An 18,727-nucleotide genomic window follows, 5' to 3' on the forward strand; every position below is an offset into this window, starting at 1 on the left:
CAGTACGATGAACGCCCACGCTCCGCAGGCCGAGCGCCCGCACGTCATCCGCGACGCCAAGGGCAAGCGCCCGCAGTTCTACGAGGCCCCGGGCCTCGACCAGGCCATGTCGATGATCATGGTCCTGGCCAACGAACTGGCCGTGCTGCACGACCGGCTCGACAGCGCCGAACGCGTCCACGCCGCCAAGGGCCTGGACCTGGCCGCCGAGATCGAGGCCCTGCAGCTGGACCAGGCCGCCCTGGAGGCCCGCGAGGCCTGGCGCCAGGACTTCCTGGGCCGCCTGTTCTACCTGGCCCGCAAGGACGCCTCGGAAGCCGCCGCGGCCGACACGGCCGAGCGCTTCCGCGCCACCATCGAAGACATCGCCCAAACCTGAGTAGAGCCTATGCCCGTCAAGACGCGTACCGCCCCGGCTGACGCCGGCCTCCTTGCACGCCTGGAGGCGATCGTCGGCGCCGGCGGCGTCCTGACGGGCGAGGCCGCCCTGCCCTTCGCCACCGACGTCTATCGCACGCTGGAAACGCCCCTGGCCGTGGTCCGTCCGGCCGATGTCGAGCAGCTTCAAGCGGTCGTGCGCGAAGCGGCTGCGGCCGGCGTCGCCATCGTCCCGCGCGGCGGCGGCGCCTCCTATACCGACGGCTACCTGGCCGTTCGCACCGACACGGTGCTGATCGACACCGGGGCGCTTTCCCGCATCGTCGAGATCAACCAGACCGACGCCTATGTCACGGTCGAGGCCGGGGTCACCTGGGCTCAGCTGAAGGACGCGCTCGACCCACTGGGCCTTCGCACCCCGTTCTTCGGCCCGTTCTCGGGCCTGGCCGCCACGATCGGCGGGTCGATGTCGCAGCACGCCATCAGCCACGGATCGGGCCTCTACGGCAGCTCGGCGGAGTCGGCCGTTTCGGTCGACGTCGTGATCGCCGACGGCTCGTTGCTGCGCACCGGCTCGGCCGCGCGCGGCGCCTCGCCGTTCGCCCGCTGGTACGGCCCCGATCTGTGCGGCCTGTTCCTGGGCGACTGCGGCGCGCTGGGGATCAAGGCGCGCATCACCCTGCCGCTGATCGCCAGGAAGCCGGCCTTCCAATGCGCGTCCTTCGCCTTCGCCGACCTGTCAAGCCTGGCCCGCGCCATGCGCGCGGCGTCGATCGAGGCGCTCGACGACGAGCACTTCGCCATCGACGCGCCCCTGGCCCAGGGCCAGATCGCCCGCCAGGACAGCGCCGCCGTCGTGCAGATGGCCCTGACCGTGCTGAAGAGCTCGCCGTCGCTGGTCGCGGGCCTCAAGCAGCTCAGCAAGATGGCCCTGGCCGGCGACCGCGCCCTGCGCAAGGCCGACTACATGGTCCACTACATCCTCGAAGGGGTGGACGACCGCGAGGCCAAGGCGCGGCTGGACCGCCTGCGCACCCTGATGACGGCCGAGGGGATCGAGATCCCCAACACCATGCCGACCATCGTGCGCGGCATGCCGTTCGCGCCGCTCTACAACGTGCTCGGCCCCAAGGGCGAGCGCTGGGCCCCGCTCAACGGCATCCTGCCCCACAGCCAGGTCGCCGCCTTCCACGACGCGCTCGAGGCCCTCTACGCCAGCCACGCGCAGGAGATGACCGCCCGCGGCGTCTGGCGCGGCGGCATGTTCGAAGTGCTGCGCCCGTCGGGCTTCCTCTACGAGGTGGCCCTCTACTGGCCAGGCGAACAGACCGCCTACCACGCCGGCGTCCTGCCGGCCGAGCACCTGGCCAGCCTGCCGCAATACGCCGAGGATCCCGAAACCACGGCCTTCGTGGGCAAGCTCAAGGCCCAGATCATCGACCTCTACGCCCGGCATGGCGCCGTGCATTTCCAGCTGGGCAAGCTCTATCCCTACGCGGATGTGCTGGAGGCCCCGGCGCTGGACCTGGTGAAGGCCGTCAAGGCCGCGGTCGATCCGAAGGGTTTGATGAACCCTGGGGCGCTGGGGCTGTAAGGCCCTCTCATACTCCCACCCCAATTCCACCTCTCCCCATGGGAGAGGTTTCAAGAAGGGCCGCCCTCGCCCAAGCCCATAAAAAAGGCGCGGTCCTTTCGAACCGCGCCAGGCTACACACTGCGCAGTTGCAGCGGGGACTTCGTCAGCTCCGCGCCTCGGGAGCCGCGCGCAGGGCGCGCATCAGGTTCTGAACGATGGCGTCGCGCTTGGCGTTCAGTTGGGCCTGCAGTTCCGGGCTCGGCTGGAAGGCGTCGACTTCCGCATTGGCCAGCACGCCGTGGCTTTCCAGCACCGCTTCCAGCACGTGGACGCGGTCGGTCAGCACCCAGATCTCGCGGGTCAGCGACAGGATCGCCTCGCCCAGGTCGTCGATCTGGTCGACAGTCAGCATCCGGCGGTTCACCGGCTCGGAGATCGGGCGCTCGAAGGTCTTCTGGTTCATCGCGTTCATGTCGCTCGCTCGTTGTCGGAAGGATCAGGCGGGCTTGTGAGCGCGCAGCACGTAGTAGGAATGGGTCGGAGCCTGGGTCGCGCCCTCGACGTCGACGAAGCCGATGTCCTTGCAGGTCTGGATCAGGTCCATGCTGGCCGAGGCGCGCCAGTAGGGCTCCCCGCCCCACTTGGCCAGGTAGTCGTAGCGCCACGAGGCCATCTTATCGATCTCGGCGTAGCGCGGCACGTCGGCCATGATGATGTCGCCGCCCGGCTTCAGCATCCGGAACGCCTCTTCCAGCACCGCCTTGATGATCCGCGGCGGCGCCTCGTGGAACAGGATGAAGGTGGTGACCAGGTCGAAGCTCTCGTCGGCGAAACCGGAGTTCTCGCCGCCCTTGACCATCAGCTTCCAGTTCCAGCCCTTCTCGTTGGCCACGCGGCGGGCCTGTTCGAGCATGCGGGCCGACCAGTCGATCCCGGTGATCTGGGCCTCGGGGAAGGTCTCCTGCAGGGCCTGGGTGAAGTGGCCCGAGCCGCAGCCGATATCGAGGATTTCCTTGTAGTCGCGGCGCGGGGCCTGCTGAGCGGCCGCCCGGCGCTGGCCGAAGATGTCGCCGCCGTAGCCGCGGGCGACCAGCTGCTTGTGCACCAGCTCGCCGTGGACATAGCCGGTGTGGTCGATGTGGTCCCAGCCGCCGGTGGTGCGGTGGAACCAGACCTTGCTCCAGTAGCTGGGCGGGGTCTCGCCGTCGCCGTAGTCCAGGCTGGCCGGACCTTCGTCGAGGGCCTTGAGGTACGGCTCGATGACCGCGCGACGCTCCTCGAAGGCTTCGTCGCAGTGGGCGCCGTGGGTGCGCGAGGCCCATTCGCCGAACAGCTCGCGGATCTTGAAGATCTTGGAGTCGGCCAGGGTCTCGACGACCAGGGCGTGACGTTCATCCATGTCGTCGGGCATGGTCTGGGCCGTGACGCCCTTCATGGCCAGTTCCGCCTCGGAGGCGAAGTGCAGGCCGAAGGTCGCCTTCGATATGCCCGCCTGGAAATCGAGCGAAGCGCGCCCGCGTTGGGCCAGGGCCGGAGCGTCCATGAGGCACCTCTAAAACCTTGTTTCGATGAAGGACTTTAACCCCGGCCCGAGCCCCCGAAAGGCGCCTCGGACCCGCTATCCGCACAACGGTCAGCGGGTGGTGAAGCTCTCATCGCTCGACCGGGCGGCGATGCGGGCGGCCGCTTCGGCGTCGCCGGCGGCATGGGCCAGCACCAGATCCGCCGACGCCGCGAGCGCTTGCGCCAGACCCTCGGCCTGCGCGGGCCCCGGCAGTTCGGGCCGACAGATCAGCCCGCCGAAATAGTGGTCGACGCCGGGCAGCACCAGCGCGTGGCGGTTCCCCGGCGCCGGCGCCTCGTAGGCGATCAACCGCATCCGCCAGTCGTCGACGAAGCCTGGCAGCACGTCGGCGTCGCCGGTCTGCACCAAGAGCGGCGCGGACGTGCTCGCAAAGCCCTCCGCCCCGATCAGCGGCGGCGTGGCGGGCGGCGGCGACAGGGCGACCACGGCCTTCACCCGCGGATCCAGGGTCGGGGCGCCGGGCGGCGCCAGCACGCCCGCCCCTCCGGCCGCCAGGGCCAGCAGCGCGCCGAACGAATGGCCGGCGGCGGCGAGGGGCAAACCTCCCTGCCCTTCCAGCCAGTCCAGGGTCGCGGCCTGGTCCTCCAGTCGCGTGCGCCAGACCGCGCCCTGGTCGTAGGCCTCCCGGAACGGGTGGTCGGTGCTGTCCACATGCATCGGCGCGGCGACCAGCAGGCCCGCCGCCGCCCAGCCCTCCAGCAGGGCCGCGTACTTGCCCGGCGCCGAAAAGGCCCCGTGCGAGAAGGAAACGGCGGCCAGCGGCGCGCCCTTGGGCCGCGCCACGGCCAACCCGATGGAGCGATCGCCGACGGCGATCTCGACGATGTCCAGGCTCATCAGACGACCGCGCAGACCGTCTTCCATTCCAGGTAGCCGTCCAGCGCCACCTGGCCGCTGTCGCGTCCCCAGCCCGAGGCCTTCACCCCGCCGATCGGCAGGCTGTTGTCGTACATCGAGTGGCAGTTGATCCAGACGGTGCCGGCCTTGATGCGGCGCGACAGGCGGTGGGCGTGCGACAGGCTCTCGGTCCAGATGCTGGCGGCCAGGCCGTACTCGCTGTCGTTGGCGGCGGCGACCACCTCGTCGATCTCGTCATAGGCCTGCACGACCACCACGGGACCGAACACCTCCTCGCGGACGATGGCCATGTCGGGGGTCACCCGCGCCACCACGGCCGGCGTCACGAACGTCCCTTCGTCGCCGCCCTGCACGCCGCCGGTCAGCACCTCGGCGCCCGCCGCCGCCGCGCCGGCCACGAAGCCGGCCACACGGTCGGCCTGCTTGCGCGAGACCAGCGGGCCCATGTGGGTGGCCGGATCCAGGCCGTGGCCCAGCTGCAGCCCCCTGGCCTGGGCCGCCACGCCCTCGACCACCCGGTCGTAGATCGAGCGGTGGGCGTAGAGCCGCGATCCGGCCACGCAAACCTGGCCGGCGTTGAAGAAGATGGCGTTGGCCGCGCCGGGGATGGCCAGATCGAGGTCGGCGTCCGGCAGGATCACCACCGGCGACTTGCCGCCCAGCTCCAGGCTGACCTTCTTGAGGTTGCCCTTGGCCGCGTCGAGGATCGCCCGCCCCGTCGGGGTCGAGCCGGTGAAGGCCACCTTGTCGACGTCCGGGTGCGCGGCCAGGGCCGCGCCCGCCTCGCCGCCCAGGCCGGTGATCAGGTTCAGCACGCCCGCCGGGAAGCCGGCCTGCTGCACCAGCTCGGCCAGGCGTACGGCGGTCAGCGAGGTGTCTTCGGCGGGCTTCAGCACCACAGTGCAACCGGCGGCCAGGGCCGGCGCCAGCTTCATGGCGGTCAGCACCAGCGGCGAGTTCCACGGCACGATGGCGGCGACCACGCCCACCGGCTCGCGCAGGGTCCAGCTGGCCACCTGCTTGCTGGCCGGCTGGTAGTTGATCGAGCTGTCGATCGTGCGCCCCTCGATGGCCGTCGCCAGGCCCGCATAGTAGCGGAACTGGTTCACCGCCCCGGGGATCTCGGCCCAGCGGCCGACATACAGCGGCTTGCCCTGGTCGAGGGTCTCCAGTTCGGCCAGCTCGTCGATATTGGCCTCGATCAGGTCGGCAAGGGTCCACAGCAGGCGCGAGCGCTGCATCGGCGTCAGCGACGGCCACTCGCCGCCGTCGAAGGCCTTGCGCGCGGCGGCCACGGCCGCATCCACGTCGGCGGCCCCGCCCTTGGCGATGTCGGCCAGCACGACGCCGGTGGCCGGGTCCTTGGTCGGGAAGGTGTCGCCCCCGGCCGCGTCCACCCAGGCGCCACCGATGAACAGCTGCTTGCGACGCTTGGCGAGGAAGGCCTTGGCGCCCTCCGTCTGAGGTTCGACCGAACGGACGACGAAGGTCATGGCGCACTCCCCGGGACGCTGGAATTCCAGCCTCGACGCTAGCCCCCGCATCCTCGATTCACAGGGGTCGCGGACGGCCTATCCGCTGTGCGGGCGCCTTTGCGCGCAAGCGTTTGCGAACCGCGCTAGAGCCTAGGTTCACGGCTCGTAACGGATGCTTTTCAGGGGCTTGGGATGACGACGATGAACGGACGCGGCGTGGACGAGATCCACGGCTACGCCCCCCTGCGCCCGGTGCCCGGCGCGGCCGCACCCGACGCCTCGCCGGTGGTCCCCGGCGGCGTCTCCCAAGCCGCCCTCGACGCCGCCCAGGCCTTTTCCGACGCCCATGACGGCCTGGCTTTGCTGGTCTTCGCGGGCGGCGCTCTGCGGCACGAGGCCTATGCCCCGCACCTGACCGCCGACAGCCTGTTCGAGACCTTCTCGATGCACAAGTCGGCGCTTGGCCTGCTCTACGGCGCGGCGATCCGCGACGGCGCCATCGCCTCGATCGACGATCCGGTCGGCCTCTACCTCGCCGAATGGCGCGACGATCCGCGCGGCGCGATCCCGCTGCGCCACCTCTTGGGCATGAGCTCGGGCCTGACCGTGCACAGCCTCGACAAGGGCGACCCGGTCGCGCTGGCCCTGATGCTGGGCGACCGCATCAGCGAAACGGCCCTCGCCGTCCAGGCCGAGCGCCCGTCCGGCGAGGTCTTCGACTACTACAACGTCGCCGCCCAGGCGGCGGGGCTGGCCCTGTCGCGCGCCGTCGCGGCCAAGGGCCTGGGCGACGCGGCGAGCTACCTCTCCAAGGCGCTGTGGACGCCGATGGGCGGCGCCGACGCTCAGCTGTGGGTCGAGCGCGAGGACGGCGAGCCGCGCTTCTTCGCCGGCCTGCAGGCCCGGGCCCGCGATTGGCTGCAGCTGGGCCGCCTGGTCGCCGGCGCCGGAGCGATCGACGGCCGCCAGGTGCTGCCGGCCGACTGGATTTCGACGATCACCGCGCAGAACCCGCTCAATCCCGCCTACGGCCTGCTGGTCTGGCGCGCCGCGCCCGCCCCGGACGGCAAGCGCGCCTACGGCCCCTCTACCGCCTACGCCGCCCCCCAGGGCGCGGCGTTCCTGGCCGACGACCTCGTCTATTTCGACGGCTTCGGGGGTCAGCGCGTCTACGTCTCGCCCTCCCGCGACCTGGTCATCGTCCGCATCGGCCGCCCGCGCCTCGACTTCGACGACGCCGTGCTGCCCAACCTGATCGTCGAAGGGCTGAGCTGAGATCCTCTCCCTTTGGGGGAGGCAGCCCGAAGGGCCGGAGGGGGCCAGCGCCGGCGCCAAGTGGTCCCCCTCAGTCGCTCCGCGACAGCTCCCCCAGAGGGGGAGCATCTGACGGTCGGACGGGGATAGAGCCTCGTCCATCCCCGGCGATTGTCGAAAACTCCTGAACCAATCCAATTACTTCCGATTTTCTCACGGTGTTGGATCAGACGCGCTCGAACCCGCTGCATAATCATTGGGTCCCGTCGCAGGGAGAGGGCGCAAGGATCCGGCCCGAAGCGTGCGACGTGGATGCGATCGAGCGGGGCTGAAGGCGCGGCGTGAGCCGGGCCTGAAGGCTTGAATGAGGATGGGGGACGTAAACCCATCCATCGGGAGCTTGCCTAAATAGGCTCCCGCCCGTCCAAGGGTCCGCGCCGCCATGCACGCCTGGCCGTCAAGAAACGGGGCGCCCTGCATGGGGAAGGGGTAAAAGGCGGAAGAGGCCTGCGCGCCCCGGCCTGAGGGATAACGATCGCGCGGGGCGTTCAGCTTCGTCGAAACGGTACTTGAAACTCACACATCCGGGCGAAGCCCGGACGCCCCGCGCCCTCTCCATCAACTTCCGTGGTTTCCACGAGAGGCCGAGAAGCCGCGCGTCCTTCGAGGCTCGGCTTCGCCTCGCGCCTCAGGATGAGGACGTCGGGTGCGCTGATCTCCTCATCCTGAGGCGCCCGCGCAGCGGGCCTCGAAGGACGCAAGGCGCCAGCCAAGATCCTCCCCCTCTGGGGGAGGTGGCCCGGAGGGCCGGAGGGGGCCGGCCGTCAGGCCGGGATCAGCCCCAGGTTCACGCTCACCGCCTTGGTCTTCAGGTACGAGTCGATCCCCTCGCGCCCGAACTCACGGCCCCAGCCCGACTGGCGGTTGCCGCCGAAGGGGGTCTCGGGGCTCAGGGCGGCGTGGATGTTGACGCCCACCTGGCCGCTGTCGATGGCGCGGGCCATGCGGTGGGCGCGCGACAGGTCCTTGGTCCAGACCGAGCCCGACAGGCCGTAGGTCGTCGCGTTGATCGCCTTGAGGAGCGCCTCGTCATCGTCGCCGAAGCTCTGCACGCCCAGCACCGGCCCGAACACCTCCTCGCGCGCCAGGCGCATGTCCGGCGTCACGTCGGCATAGATGGTCGGAGCCACGTAATGGCCGTGGCCGGTCGGAACGCCGCCGGCATAGGCCAGGCGCGCGCCCTCGGCGGCCGCGGCCTCGACATGCTCCAGCACCCTGCCCTTCTGCCGGGCCGAGACCAGCGGACCGACCATCGTGGTCGGATCCAGGCCCGGCCCGACCTTCAGGTAGGCCGCCGTCTGGGCCAGCCCCTCCAGCACCGGCTCCAGCACCTTCTCGTGCACGAACAGGCGCGTGCCGGCCATGCAGTTCTGGCCCGACAGGAAGAAGCAGGCCATGGCCGCCGAAGGGATGGCGTCGGCCAGATCCGCGTCGGGGAAGATCACGAACGGCGACTTGCCGCCCAGCTCCAGGGTCACCCGCTTGAGGTCGTGGCTGACGGCGCGGACGATCTCCTTGCCCACGGCGGTCGAGCCGGTGAAGGTGATCTTGTCGACGCCCGGATGGGAGACCAGCGCCGCGCCGATCTCGTGGCCCAGCCCGTGGATCAGGTTGAACACCCCGGGCGGACCGCCGGCCTCCAGCCACAGCCGCGCCACCAGGATCGAGGTCAGCGGCGTCAGTTCGGCGCTCTTGAGCACCAGGGTGCAGCCCGAGGCCAGGGCCGGCGCCAGCTTCAGGATGATCATCGAGATCGGCACGTTCCACGGCACGATCGCCCCGACCACGCCCACCGGCTCGCGCACGGTGTAGACCAGCAGGTCCAGCGCCTCGCGGCCGTTGGCCCGGGCCGGGATGGTCGAGCCCTCCAGCTTGGTGGCCAGGCCCGCGTAGTAGCGCACGTAGTCGGCGCAGAAGCCCTTGATGGTGGCGCCCGACAGCGCGATCGGCATGCCGTTCTCAAGCACCTCGACCTCGGCCAGCTTGTCGGCGTCACGCTCCAGGAGGTCGGCGAAGCGCAGCATGATACGCGCACGGTCGGCGCCCGAGGTGCGGCTCCAGCCCTTGAACGCCTTGCGGGCGGCGGCGACGGCCAGGTCCAGGTCCTCGGCCGAGGTCGCGCGCACCGTGGCGATCACCTGCTCGGTCGCCGGGTTCTCGACCTCGATCAGGGTCTGCCCGCGGCCCTCGACGAAGGCCTCGCCGATCAGCTGGCCGTGGGCTTCGGCCAGGAAGGCCACAGCCTCTCGCGAGGGGCCGAAGATCGCTGCGTCGCTGGCGTCCGCCATGGGAAACTCCGTCGAAGGAAACTGAAAGCTGTTGTGAAGCCCGGGCCACCCGGCCGCCGCCTTCCCGCGCGCCCTCCCCGCCTGTCGATCAGCCCGCGCGAAGCGATGGCGCGCCGCGCGCGGGCCGTCGGATGCTCGACTGGGGACATTGGGGCCAGTCGGCCCGGGGGATGTGAAGCGTGAGCGAAGTTCGGGACGAATTCCGCAGGGGCTGGCGCGTGGTGCTCGCGGCCGGGGTCGGGGTCGGCTGCGGCATCAGCCTGCAGCAATATGTCGGCTCGCTGTTCGTGAAGGCCCTGCAGGCCGATCTGGGCTGGACCCGCGGCCAGATCGCCCAGGCCCAGGGCGCGGCCCTGGCGGCCCTGTTCGTGGCCCCCGTGCTGGGCTGGCTGATCGACAAGGTCGGGGTTCGCCCCGTGGCGATGGTCTCCATCGGCCTGCTGGCGGCGGTCTATGCGATGCTGGCGGCCATGCCGCCGTCGCTGGGGGCCTTCTACGGCCTCTTCGCCCTGCTGGTGATCCTGGGCAGCGGCACCGGACCGATCGGCTACACCCGGGCGGTCAACACCTGGTTCGAGAAGGGTCGCGGCCTGTCGCTGGGCCTGACCCTGACGGGTGTGTCGCTGGTCGCCGCGCTCAGCGCTCCGCTGCTGAACTTCGTCATCACCCATCACGGCTGGCGCGGCGGCTATGCGACGCTGGCGGGCCTGTCGCTGCTGGTCGCCTTGCCCACCGTGTTCCTGGCCCTGTGGGAGCGCCCCCGCTGGCTGGCCAGGAAGGGCGCGGCCGAGGGCGAGATCGCCGCCGCCCGGCAGGTTTCCCAGGTCGGCCTGACCGCCGGCCAGGCCTTGAAGACCGGCCGCTTCTGGATCCTGGCCCTGGCCATCCTGCTGGCCACGGCGGGCCTGACCGGCGTGATCAGCCAGTTGCAGCCGATCCTCACCGACCAGGGGCTGGACGCCCAGGCCGCCGGCTGGCTGGTGGCCCTGCTGGCCGTCTCGGTGGCCCTGGGCCGCATCGTCGTCGGCTGGGCGGTCGACCGCTTCTGGGCCCCGATCCCCGCCGCCATCGCCCTGGTGCTGCCGGCGCTGGGCGTGGGCCTGCTGGCGATCGGCCACGGCCAGTGGCCGCTGGCGGTGCTCGCGGTGCTGCTGATCGGCGCGGCGCAGGGCGGCGAGGTCGACGTCGCCGCCTTCTTCGTCGCCCGCTATTTCGGCATGCGCTCGTACGGCGCGGTCTACGCCCTGATCGGCGTGGCGATCTCGCTGGGCGTCCCGATCGGCGCGATCGGCATCGGCGCGCTCTACGACCACGACGGCGGCTACGGCCGCGCCCTGGCGATCGCGGCCGCCGGCTTTATCGCCAGCGGCGCGCTGATCCTCCTGATGGGACGCTATCCGCAATGGGAGACGCCCAAGCAAAAGCCCTGACCGCACCGCCCTCAGGCGGCGCGGGACAGAGGTTCGGACAGGTCGCGGCTGATGGCCGCCGCGGCGATCTTCAGCTTGTCGCCGTACTGCTTCACGGCGTCGGGCATCTTCATCGACGAGGAGAAGAACACCAGCACCAACGCCCCGCAGACGCCCTCGCTGTTGAAGATCGGCGCGCCGATCGACGAGGTCTTGCCGGGCGTCGCCGTGTAGGGGTTGCGCCCCTTGGTCGCCACGCCCGCCTCGATGATGTCGGAGAACATGCCGCCGGACTCCGCGTACTGCAGGGTCAGCGGATCCACCTGGCCCTCGCCGCGGCGATAGGCCTCCAGCACCGCCGCCTGCTCGTCGGGCGAGGCGAAGGCGAGATACGCCTTGCCCGCCGCGCTCTCCAGGATCGGCAGGGTGTAGCCCGGATAGTAGTTGTTCAGCGTCAGCGACGTCATCGTGTGGGTCGAGTCGCGGATCATCATCTGCTGGCCCACCCGGGTGGCGATCGACACGGGCCAGGTCACCTTGGCCGTCAGGTCGACGATGTGCGGCCGGGCGCAGGCCACCAGGCGATCGCTCTCCTGGAACCCGTGCGAAAGCGACTGCACCAGCATCGTCGGTCGATAGCGCTTCCGCGCCGGCTCCCGCTCGATCAGCTTCTCGTGCAGCAGCGTCTGCACGATGCGGCAGGCCGTCGGATAGGGAACGCCCGAGGTCTGGGCGATCTCCATCATCGACAGCGAACCACGCCGGTTGATCGCCTGCAGCACCGAGATGCAGCGGCTGATGGCCCTGATCGGCACACCTTTTTCCATCGAAACGCCTCCTCCAGATTCACGCGAACTCCAGACCGCGGCGGCGGGGGTCTGGCGGAAACCACGTCCCGACTATCCGTTCGCCGGATAGCGCAACGAAGCCCCGCAACGGTCGGAGTCGTCTTTTGTGCGTCGCCTGCTCTTTCGCAGGGCGGATATTTGACCACGCGGTCAACGAAGTGGCAATTCGTGGATTTACGGTCAGGCTCACATAACGTCGGAGCCCGAAATGAGCGCTGAAACTTCCGCAACGTCAGCCGACGAGTCCTTGTATCTTCAGCGCTTTCAGGCTGCCGCCAATGCGCCGCAGGAGACCTACGACACGCTCGAACCCGTGCCCGGCGCCGCCGGCCGCACGCTGATTCCCGCCGCCTCGCCGGCCACGATCGACGCCGCCGCCCTCGACGCCGCCGAGGCCTACGCCCAACAAAGCAACGCCAAGGCCTTCATGGTCTGGCGCGACGGCGTGCTGGAGCGCGAGACCTACTTCGCCGGCGCGACCCGTCCCTCGCTGCTGGCGTCGAAATCGCTGGCCAAGCCGCTGACCGCCGTCGCCATCGGCCGGGCTCTCGACCTGGGCGTCATCAAGTCGCTGGACCAGTCGCTGGCCGACTTCATCACCGAGTGGAAGGGCACGCCCAAGGCCGACATCCTGGTGCGCCACACGCTGGACATGCGCACCGGCTTCCTGCCGCAGGGCTTCAGCACCGATCCGGCCGACGTGCTGAACCGGGCCTATCTGCACCCGCGCCACGACGACATCCTGATCAACGACTACCCGCTCGTGAACCCGCCGGGCAGCCGCTACGACTACGCCAACGCCACCTCCGAACTGGTGGCCCTGGTGATCGAGCGCGCCACCGGCCGCCGCTACGCCGAGTTCATCTCCGAAGAGGTGCTGAAGCCCATCGACGCGCCCGGGGGACAGATCTGGGTCGACCGTCCGGGCGGCCTGGCGCATTCGGGCTGCTGCATCCTGCTGCCGGCAGAAAGCTGGCTGCGCCTGGCCATCCTGCTGATCGACGACGGCGTGCACGATGGAAAGCGCCTGCTGCCCGAGGGCTATGTCGGAGAGATGCGCACCCCGACCGAGCAGAACCCGCACTACGGTCTGGGCGTCTATATCGGGGCTCCGTACGTCGAGCGCCGCGGCTGGGCCGCGCCCGACACGCCCTGGCCCAAGATCCTGCACAGCCAGCCCTACGCCGCCGACGATCTCTATCTCTTCTGCGGCAACTCCAACCAGGTGGTCTACATCGTGCCGTCCCAGCGCCTGATCGTTCTTCGGGTGGGCGACGCCCCGCCCAAGACGCCCGAATGGGACAACAGCGTCCTGCCCAACCTGGTCCTGCGGGGGCTCTAGCGGCGGCGCACGAGGGCGACCCGGGCGATCAGCTTGCGCACGTCGCCCTCCTCCACCCCGTCGCGGCGCATCAGAAGGCGCACGATGGGCTCGGAGAGCAGTTCGTCGAGTGAAGGCGGCGGGTCGTCCAGACCCCGGTCGTCGCGCATGGGGCGCTCCTTTTCGGGCGGGGCGTCCCTCTCGCATTATTGAGATTGAATCGCAACTACTATCCAGGAGCGACGAACGCGACGTGGCCGGCAGGCCTGTCGGCTGCTATCAGCCAGGCATCCGACCCAGAGGCCGCCATGACCGATTTCCCCGTCACCATCTTCCACAATCCCAAGTGCGGCACCTCGCGCAACACGCTGGCGATCATCGAGGCGGCCGGCTACGCGCCGACCGTGGTCGAGTACCTGAAGGCCGGCTGGACGCTGGAACAGCTGAAGGACCTGGCCGCCCGCACGGGCCTGGGCGCCCGCGGCCTGCTGCGCGTCAAGGGCACGCCGGCCGAGGAGCTGGGCCTGACCGGTCCGGCCGCCGCGGAGGATGCGATCCTGGCGGCGATGGTCGAGCATCCGATCCTGGTCGAGCGCCCGATCGTCGTCACGCCCAAGGGCGCCGTGCTCGCCAGGCCGAAGGAAAAGGTGCTGGAAATCCTCGACCGTCACCCTCCGGCGGACGCATCCTGATCCGTGGTCGGACGTTTACCCGCCGCCTGTCGCAAATCTGTCGTCGAACTGTGACAAATAGCCGACCTCGCCGCCGCTAATCTGCGGTCGACGAGGTCGGAGACCATTCCCCCCGAAAGGTCCGCCCGGCACGTCCAAGATTCCAATGGCCCCAAGCCGACCCATCAGGATGTCGTCCATGAAAGCCTTCCTCGGAGCCGCCGCCGCGCTCGGCCTGCTGGCCCTGGCTCCCAGCGCCCACGCCGCCCGCGACTACGTCTGGGCCGCCGGCTCGTCGACCGTCTTCCCGTTCAGCACCCGCGTCGCCGAGAACTTCGCCAAGAAGACCGGCAAGAAGTCGCCCAAGGTCGAGAGCCTCGGCACCGGCGGCGGGATCAAGATGTTCTGCGGCGGCATGGGCGAGGGCTTCCCCGACATCGCCAACGCCTCGCGTCCGATGAAGAAGTCCGAGTACGAGGCCTGCAAGGCCAAGGGCGTCAAGGACATCATCGAGATCAAGATCGGCTTCGACGGCATCGTCATCGCGATGGACAAGAAGTCGCCCGACTACAACTTCAAGCTCGAACACCTCTATCTGGGCTTGGCCCAGAACGCCCTGCGCGGCGGCCAGTTCGTGAGCAACCCCTACAAGACCTGGAAGGACGTCGGCGCCGGCCTGCCGGCCAACCGCATCCTGGTCTACGGTCCCCCGCCCACCTCGGGCACCCGTGACGCCTGGGTCGAGCTGGCCATCGAAGGCGGCGCCAAGAAGTTCCCGACCGCCAAGGCGCTGCACGACAGCGACGAAAAGGGCTTCAAGGCCAAGGTCGACCCGATGCGCAAGGACGGCGCCTGGATCGACGCCGGCGAGAACGACAACGCCATCGTCGGCACCCTGACCAAGACCCCCGGCGCGCTGGGCGTGTTCGGCTTCTCGTTCCTCGAAGAGAACGCCAACGTCATCAAGGGCGCCAGCGTCAACGGCGTGAAGCCCACCCCGCAGACGATCGCCAACGGCACCTACCCCGTGTCGCGCTCGCTCTTCATCTACGTGAAGAAGGGCCAGGTCGGCGTGACGCCGGGTCTGAAGGAATTCCTCAGCGAGTTCGTCTCCGACGCCGCCACCGGCCGCGGCGGCTACCTGCAGGGCCGCGGCCTGATCCCGCTGCCGCCCGCGCAGCACGAAGCCGCCAAGGCCACGGCCAGCAAGCTGACCCTGATGGCTCCGCCCAAGGGCTGATCGGCAGGTCGAACCTTCCAGAAGCGCCCCGTCCGGACCTCCGGACGGGGCGTTTTTCTTTGCGCTCCCCTGCGGCCAAAGCGCCGCAGTCGGCGCTAATCGTCGGCCGCCCCTTGCGTTTCTTGGCGGTTTGGCGTCTTAACGCGCCCTTGCAAATGTCCTCGCTGGCTCAAACGCCTCGTTTTGGCGGCCGGAGAGGTTTATTTTCATGACAAGTGACCAATCAGACGGGTCCGGGACAACGGGGTCGTAATTTGGTCGTGGCGCAGGCCGCGGGCGTTTTTTGTGTGCGCGCCGCCTGCAGGATCGAACTGGACCAAGATGCCCTTCCCCGCCTCCCACCCCGCTCTTGAGCGGGCCCTCGCTGCTCAGGGTTACGCCGAGCCCACCCCCGTTCAGGCCGCCGTGCTGGACGCCGAAGCCGAAGGCCGCGACCTGCTGGTCAGCGCCCAGACCGGCTCGGGCAAGACCGTCGCCTTCGGCCTGGCCGCCGCCACCACCCTGCTGGGCGAAGCCGAGACCTTCGACCGCGCCGCCCTGCCCCAGGCGCTGGTCATCGCCCCGACTCGCGAACTGGCCATGCAGGTGAACCGCGAGCTGACCTGGCTCTACGCCCAAGCCAAGGCCGTGGTCGTCAACTGCGTCGGCGGCATGGACGCCCGTCGCGAGCAGCGCGCGCTGAACTACGGCGCCCACATCGTCGTCGGCACCCCGGGCCGCCTGCGCGATCACATCGAACGCGGCCACCTGGACCTGTCGGAACTTAAGGTCGCCGTCCTCGACGAGGCCGACGAGATGCTCGACATGGGCTTCCGCGAGGACCTCGAGTTCATCCTCGACGCCGCCTCGGCCGAACGCCGCACCCTGCTGTTCTCGGCGACCCTGGCTCGCGACATCATCGCCCTGGCCAAGAACTACCAGAACGACGCCTATCGGATCGACACGATCGACCGCAACGAGCCGCACCGCGACATCGAATATCGCGCCGTGCGCGTGGCGCCGAACGAGACCGAGCACGCGGTCGTCAACCTGCTGCGCTACTTCGAAAGCCCCGGCGCGATGGTGTTCGCCAACACCCGCGAAAGCGTCCGTTCGCTGCACGCCAAGCTGCGCGAGCGCGGCTTCGACGTCGTCGGCCTTTCGGGCGAGCTGTCGCAACGCGAACGCGCCGACGCCCTGCAGGCCCTGCGCGACGGCCACGCCCGCGTCTGCGTGGCCACCGACGTCGCCGCCCGCGGCCTCGACCTGCCCGACCTCGGCCTGGTGATCCACGCCGAACTGCCGATCAACAAGGCCACCCTGCTGCACCGTTCGGGCCGCACCGGCCGCGCCGGCAAGAAGGGCGTTTCCGCCCTCGTCGTGCCCTACACCCGTCGTCGCAAGGCCGAGCAGCTGCTGTTCGCCGCCGGCGTCGAGGGCGTCTGGGGCGGCGCGCCGAGCGCCGACGAGATCCGCGCCAAGGACACCGAGCGCCTTCTCGACGACCCGATCTTCGCCGAGACCTCCAACGAGGAAGATCTGGCCCTGGCCGAGGCCATGCTGGCCAAGCGCACGCCGACCGAGATCGCCGCGGCCCTGATCCGCACCCGCCGCGCCAAGCTGCCGGCGCCGGAAGAAATCTACGACGATCCGCGCCACGGCGCCGATCCGGGCCCGCGTTCGCGCGAACCGCGTGAGCCCCGCGACTTCGGCGACCGTCCCGAGCGCGAGCCGCGCACGAGCATGGAAGGCTCGGAGTGGTTCCGCATCAGCGTCGGCCGTCGCGGCAACGCTGATCCCAAGTGGCTGATCCCGCTGATCTGCCGCCAGGGCCACATCACCAAGAAGGACATCGGTTCGATCCGGATCTTCGACTACGACAGCAAGTTCGAGATCTCGGCCGAAGCCGCCGTGAAGTTCGGCGCGGCGGTGCAGACCACCGTGCGCGAGGACGTCCAGATCACCCCGACCACGGCGCCGGCCCCGCGCGGCCCGCGTCGCGAGTTCGACGGCGACGCCCCGCGTCCGCCGCGTGGTCCCCGTCCGCCCCGCGAGGATGGTGAAGATCGTCCGCGCCGCGAGTTCAAGCCGCGTCCGCCCCGCGACGAAGCCTCACGTCCGTACGACCCGCAAGGGTCTGACGAGCGTCCGAAGCGCGCCTTCAAGCCGCGCCACGACGGCGCCGAGGGCGGCCCGCCCAAGCGGGACTTCAAGTCGCGCGACGAGGCTCCGCGCCCGTACAAGAGCCGCGACAACGCCGACGGTCCGCGCGAATACAAGCCCCGCGCTCCGAAGGCGTTCGGCGACGCGCCGGCCAAGCCGTTCAAGGGCAAGCCCACCTTCGGCGACAAGCCGGCCTTCAAGGGCCCCAAGCCCTTCAAGGCCAAGGGCGAGTTCGGCGGCAAGCCGTTCAAGAAGAAGTAAAAGCGTGGGCCGCCTCTCCTTCGAGAGGCGGCCCAACGTCTTTATGGGGGCGAGCGCTGAGACGCGGAAGTTTCAGCGCAGGCGGAGGGCCTCTAGACCGCTTGCCCCGCGCACCAGCCCGACGCCCAGGCCCACTGGAAATTGTAGCCGCCCAGCCAGCCGGTGACGTCGACGACCTCGCCGATGAAATAGAGGCCCGGCGCGGCCTTGGCCTCCATCGAGCGTGAATCCAGGCCGTCGGTGTCGACGCCGCCCAGCGTCACCTCGGCCGTGCGATAGCCTTCCGAGCCCACGGGCTTGAAGGTCCAGCTGTTCACCACGCCGGCGACCCGGGCCAGCACCTTGTCGGAGCAGTCGGCGATGTTGCCGCCGATCCCCTCGTCCTCGACGATCTTCTGGGCCAGACGCTTGGGCACGATCTCGCCGAGCACGGTGTGCAGCGCCCGACGCCCGTTGGCCGAACGCTCGGCCTTCAGGGTGGCGAAGACGTCGACGCCCGGCGCCATGTCGACGGTGATCTCGCCGCCCTCGCGCCAGTAGGACGAGATCTGCAGGATCGAGGGCCCCGAAAGCCCCCGATGCGTGAACAGCATGCCTTCCCGGAACCTGGTCTTGCCGCTGGCGACCACGGCGTCGACCGAGACGCCCGACAACGGCGACAGGCGCTCCAGCGTGCGGGCCTCGAAGGTCAGCGGCACCAGGGCCGGGCGCGGCTCGATGATGGCCAGGCCAAACTGGCGGGCGATGTCGTAGCCGACGCCCGTCGCGCCCATCTTCGGGATCGACTTGCCGCCGGTCGCCACCACGAGCGAGGCGCAGGCGACGCGGCCGCTGGACAGTTCGACGACGAAGCCTTCGCCCTGCCGGTCGACGCCCTGGATCGCGGTCTCCAGGCGCAGCACGACGCCGGCCTCATCCATTTCCGACAGCAGCATGGCGATGATCTCCTTGGAGGAGCCGTCGCAGAACAGCTGGCCCAGTGTCTTCTCGTGGAAGGCGATGCCGTGCTTCCTGACCAGTTCGATGAAGTTGGCCGGGCGATAGCGGCGCAGGGCCGAGACGCAGAACTTCGGGTTGGCCGACAGGAAGTTGGCCGGCGCGGCGCCGACATTGGTGAAGTTGCAGCGACCGCCGCCGCTGATGCGGATCTTCTCGCCGGCCGCCTTGGCGTGATCGACGATCAGCACCCTGCGCCCGCGCTTGCCGGCCTCGATGGCGCACATCATGCCGGCCGCGCCCGCTCCGAGCACCACGACGTCGAACTGTTCCAAGACCCGGCCCTTTCGATTGAGCGCGCCAAGGACGGGTGCGCGGGGGAAAAGTCAATGCGAACCGAACGTTGACGCCTCAATCCGCCGGAG

The 18,727-nt window shown here is 69.7% G+C and carries 16 protein-coding genes; 8 read left to right on the forward strand and 8 right to left on the reverse strand.

What is annotated here, in order from left to right; all coding sequences use genetic code 11:
• The first annotated feature begins 7 nt into the window (after window positions 1-7).
• Together G5B46_RS03570 and G5B46_RS03575 are read left to right on the forward strand one after the other, a co-directional pair.
• Window positions 8-379 carry a hypothetical protein gene (locus G5B46_RS03570; protein ID WP_165256106.1) on the forward strand — a complete coding sequence of 124 codons (372 nt, stop codon included), beginning with the start codon at window positions 8-10 and terminating at the stop codon, window positions 377-379.
• Between the two features lie 9 nt (window positions 380-388).
• Complete coding sequence (locus G5B46_RS03575) at window positions 389-1,972, forward strand: FAD-binding oxidoreductase (RefSeq protein WP_165256108.1); 1,584 nt, start codon at window positions 389-391, stop codon at window positions 1,970-1,972.
• A 145-nt stretch (window positions 1,973-2,117) separates the two neighbouring features.
• Here G5B46_RS03575 and G5B46_RS03580 read toward each other — a convergent pair whose 3' ends face one another.
• The 4 genes from G5B46_RS03580 to G5B46_RS03595 all read right to left on the reverse strand — a co-directional run bounded on the left by G5B46_RS03580 (window position 2,118) and on the right by G5B46_RS03595 (window position 5,890).
• Window positions 2,118-2,426, reverse strand: a complete 309-nt coding sequence (locus G5B46_RS03580; RefSeq protein WP_165256110.1) for a hypothetical protein — start codon at window positions 2,424-2,426, stop codon at window positions 2,118-2,120.
• Between the two features lie 24 nt (window positions 2,427-2,450).
• The gene (locus G5B46_RS03585; RefSeq protein WP_165256112.1) at window positions 2,451-3,497 is read right to left on the reverse strand and encodes a class I SAM-dependent methyltransferase; all 1,047 of its coding nucleotides are present in this window, start codon (window positions 3,495-3,497) and stop codon (window positions 2,451-2,453) included.
• A 90-nt stretch (window positions 3,498-3,587) separates the two neighbouring features.
• Complete coding sequence (locus tag G5B46_RS03590) at window positions 3,588-4,376, reverse strand: alpha/beta hydrolase (RefSeq protein WP_165256114.1); 789 nt, start codon at window positions 4,374-4,376, stop codon at window positions 3,588-3,590.
• Window positions 4,376-5,890, reverse strand: a complete 1,515-nt coding sequence (locus tag G5B46_RS03595; RefSeq protein WP_165256116.1) for an aldehyde dehydrogenase family protein — start codon at window positions 5,888-5,890, stop codon at window positions 4,376-4,378. The genes G5B46_RS03590 and G5B46_RS03595 overlap by 1 nt, the downstream gene beginning before the upstream one ends.
• Before the next feature lie 174 nt (window positions 5,891-6,064).
• Here G5B46_RS03595 and G5B46_RS03600 point away from each other — a divergent pair, with 174 nt between their 5' ends.
• On the forward strand, window positions 6,065-7,147 hold the full coding sequence (locus G5B46_RS03600; RefSeq protein WP_165256118.1) for a serine hydrolase: 1,083 nt from the start codon (window positions 6,065-6,067) through the stop codon (window positions 7,145-7,147).
• An 803-nt stretch (window positions 7,148-7,950) separates the two neighbouring features.
• On the opposite strand, the gene G5B46_RS03605 is transcribed toward G5B46_RS03600, so the two are convergent.
• Window positions 7,951-9,474 (reverse strand): aldehyde dehydrogenase family protein, encoded by a 1,524-nt coding sequence (locus tag G5B46_RS03605; RefSeq protein ID WP_165256120.1) that lies wholly within the window; start codon window positions 9,472-9,474, stop codon window positions 7,951-7,953.
• A gap of 179 nt (window positions 9,475-9,653) precedes the next feature.
• Here G5B46_RS03605 and G5B46_RS03610 point away from each other — a divergent pair, with 179 nt between their 5' ends.
• Window positions 9,654-10,904 (forward strand): MFS transporter, encoded by a 1,251-nt coding sequence (locus G5B46_RS03610; protein WP_165256122.1) that lies wholly within the window; start codon window positions 9,654-9,656, stop codon window positions 10,902-10,904.
• Window positions 10,905-10,915: 11 nt separating this feature from the next.
• On the opposite strand, the gene G5B46_RS03615 is transcribed toward G5B46_RS03610, so the two are convergent.
• Complete coding sequence (locus G5B46_RS03615; protein WP_165256124.1) at window positions 10,916-11,710, reverse strand: helix-turn-helix domain-containing protein; 795 nt, start codon at window positions 11,708-11,710, stop codon at window positions 10,916-10,918.
• A gap of 268 nt (window positions 11,711-11,978) precedes the next feature.
• On the opposite strand from G5B46_RS03615, the gene G5B46_RS03620 reads away from it, so the two are divergent.
• Window positions 11,979-13,073: a serine hydrolase gene (locus tag G5B46_RS03620; protein ID WP_165256126.1), complete on the forward strand. Its 1,095-nt coding sequence runs from the start codon at window positions 11,979-11,981 to the stop codon at window positions 13,071-13,073.
• Here the strand turns inward: G5B46_RS03620 and G5B46_RS03625 are convergent.
• On the reverse strand, window positions 13,070-13,222 hold the full coding sequence (locus G5B46_RS03625) for a hypothetical protein (RefSeq protein ID WP_165256128.1): 153 nt from the start codon (window positions 13,220-13,222) through the stop codon (window positions 13,070-13,072). The genes G5B46_RS03620 and G5B46_RS03625 overlap by 4 nt on opposite strands.
• A gap of 138 nt (window positions 13,223-13,360) precedes the next feature.
• Between G5B46_RS03625 and arsC the strand changes: the two genes are divergently transcribed.
• The 3 genes from arsC (at window position 13,361) to G5B46_RS03640 (ending at window position 17,366) form a co-directional block, all read left to right on the forward strand.
• Window positions 13,361-13,744: an arsenate reductase (glutaredoxin) gene (arsC, locus tag G5B46_RS03630; RefSeq protein WP_165256130.1), complete on the forward strand. Its 384-nt coding sequence runs from the start codon at window positions 13,361-13,363 to the stop codon at window positions 13,742-13,744.
• Between the two features lie 178 nt (window positions 13,745-13,922).
• Complete coding sequence (locus G5B46_RS03635; protein WP_165256132.1) at window positions 13,923-14,963, forward strand: substrate-binding domain-containing protein; 1,041 nt, start codon at window positions 13,923-13,925, stop codon at window positions 14,961-14,963.
• Window positions 14,964-15,284: 321 nt separating this feature from the next.
• Entirely contained in the window at window positions 15,285-17,366 is a 2,082-nt protein-coding gene (locus G5B46_RS03640) for a DEAD/DEAH box helicase (protein ID WP_165256134.1), read from the forward strand.
• Window positions 17,367-17,458: 92 nt separating this feature from the next.
• Here the strand turns inward: G5B46_RS03640 and G5B46_RS03645 are convergent, their stop codons facing one another.
• Window positions 17,459-18,637: an NAD(P)/FAD-dependent oxidoreductase gene (locus tag G5B46_RS03645; protein ID WP_165256136.1), complete on the reverse strand. Its 1,179-nt coding sequence runs from the start codon at window positions 18,635-18,637 to the stop codon at window positions 17,459-17,461.
• Window positions 18,638-18,727: the final 90 nt, after the last annotated feature.

This window comes from Caulobacter sp. 602-2, from assembly GCF_011043625.1.
Classification (GTDB): Bacteria; Pseudomonadota; Alphaproteobacteria; order Caulobacterales; family Caulobacteraceae; genus Caulobacter.

Excerpts from the sequence above, each read along its gene's own strand:
- G5B46_RS03595 (WP_165256116.1), bottom strand. The coding sequence starts at position 5,890 with ATGACCTTCGTCGTCCGTTCGGTCGAACCTCAGACGGAGGGCGCCAAG.
- G5B46_RS03570 (WP_165256106.1), top strand. The coding sequence starts at position 8 with ATGAACGCCCACGCTCCGCAGGCCGAGCGCCCGCACGTCATCCGCGAC.
- G5B46_RS03575 (WP_165256108.1), top strand. The coding sequence starts at position 389 with ATGCCCGTCAAGACGCGTACCGCCCCGGCTGACGCCGGCCTCCTTGCA.
- G5B46_RS03625 (WP_165256128.1), bottom strand. The coding sequence starts at position 13,222 with ATGCGCGACGACCGGGGTCTGGACGACCCGCCGCCTTCACTCGACGAA.
- G5B46_RS03605 (WP_165256120.1), bottom strand. The coding sequence starts at position 9,474 with ATGGCGGACGCCAGCGACGCAGCGATCTTCGGCCCCTCGCGAGAGGCT.
- G5B46_RS03580 (WP_165256110.1), bottom strand. The coding sequence starts at position 2,426 with ATGAACGCGATGAACCAGAAGACCTTCGAGCGCCCGATCTCCGAGCCG.
- G5B46_RS03640 (WP_165256134.1), top strand. The coding sequence starts at position 15,285 with ATGCCCTTCCCCGCCTCCCACCCCGCTCTTGAGCGGGCCCTCGCTGCT.
- G5B46_RS03585 (WP_165256112.1), bottom strand. The coding sequence starts at position 3,497 with ATGGACGCTCCGGCCCTGGCCCAACGCGGGCGCGCTTCGCTCGATTTC.
- G5B46_RS03590 (WP_165256114.1), bottom strand. The coding sequence starts at position 4,376 with ATGAGCCTGGACATCGTCGAGATCGCCGTCGGCGATCGCTCCATCGGG.
- G5B46_RS03600 (WP_165256118.1), top strand. The coding sequence starts at position 6,065 with ATGACGACGATGAACGGACGCGGCGTGGACGAGATCCACGGCTACGCC.
- G5B46_RS03615 (WP_165256124.1), bottom strand. The coding sequence starts at position 11,710 with ATGGAAAAAGGTGTGCCGATCAGGGCCATCAGCCGCTGCATCTCGGTG.
- arsC (WP_165256130.1), top strand. The coding sequence starts at position 13,361 with ATGACCGATTTCCCCGTCACCATCTTCCACAATCCCAAGTGCGGCACC.
- G5B46_RS03635 (WP_165256132.1), top strand. The coding sequence starts at position 13,923 with ATGAAAGCCTTCCTCGGAGCCGCCGCCGCGCTCGGCCTGCTGGCCCTG.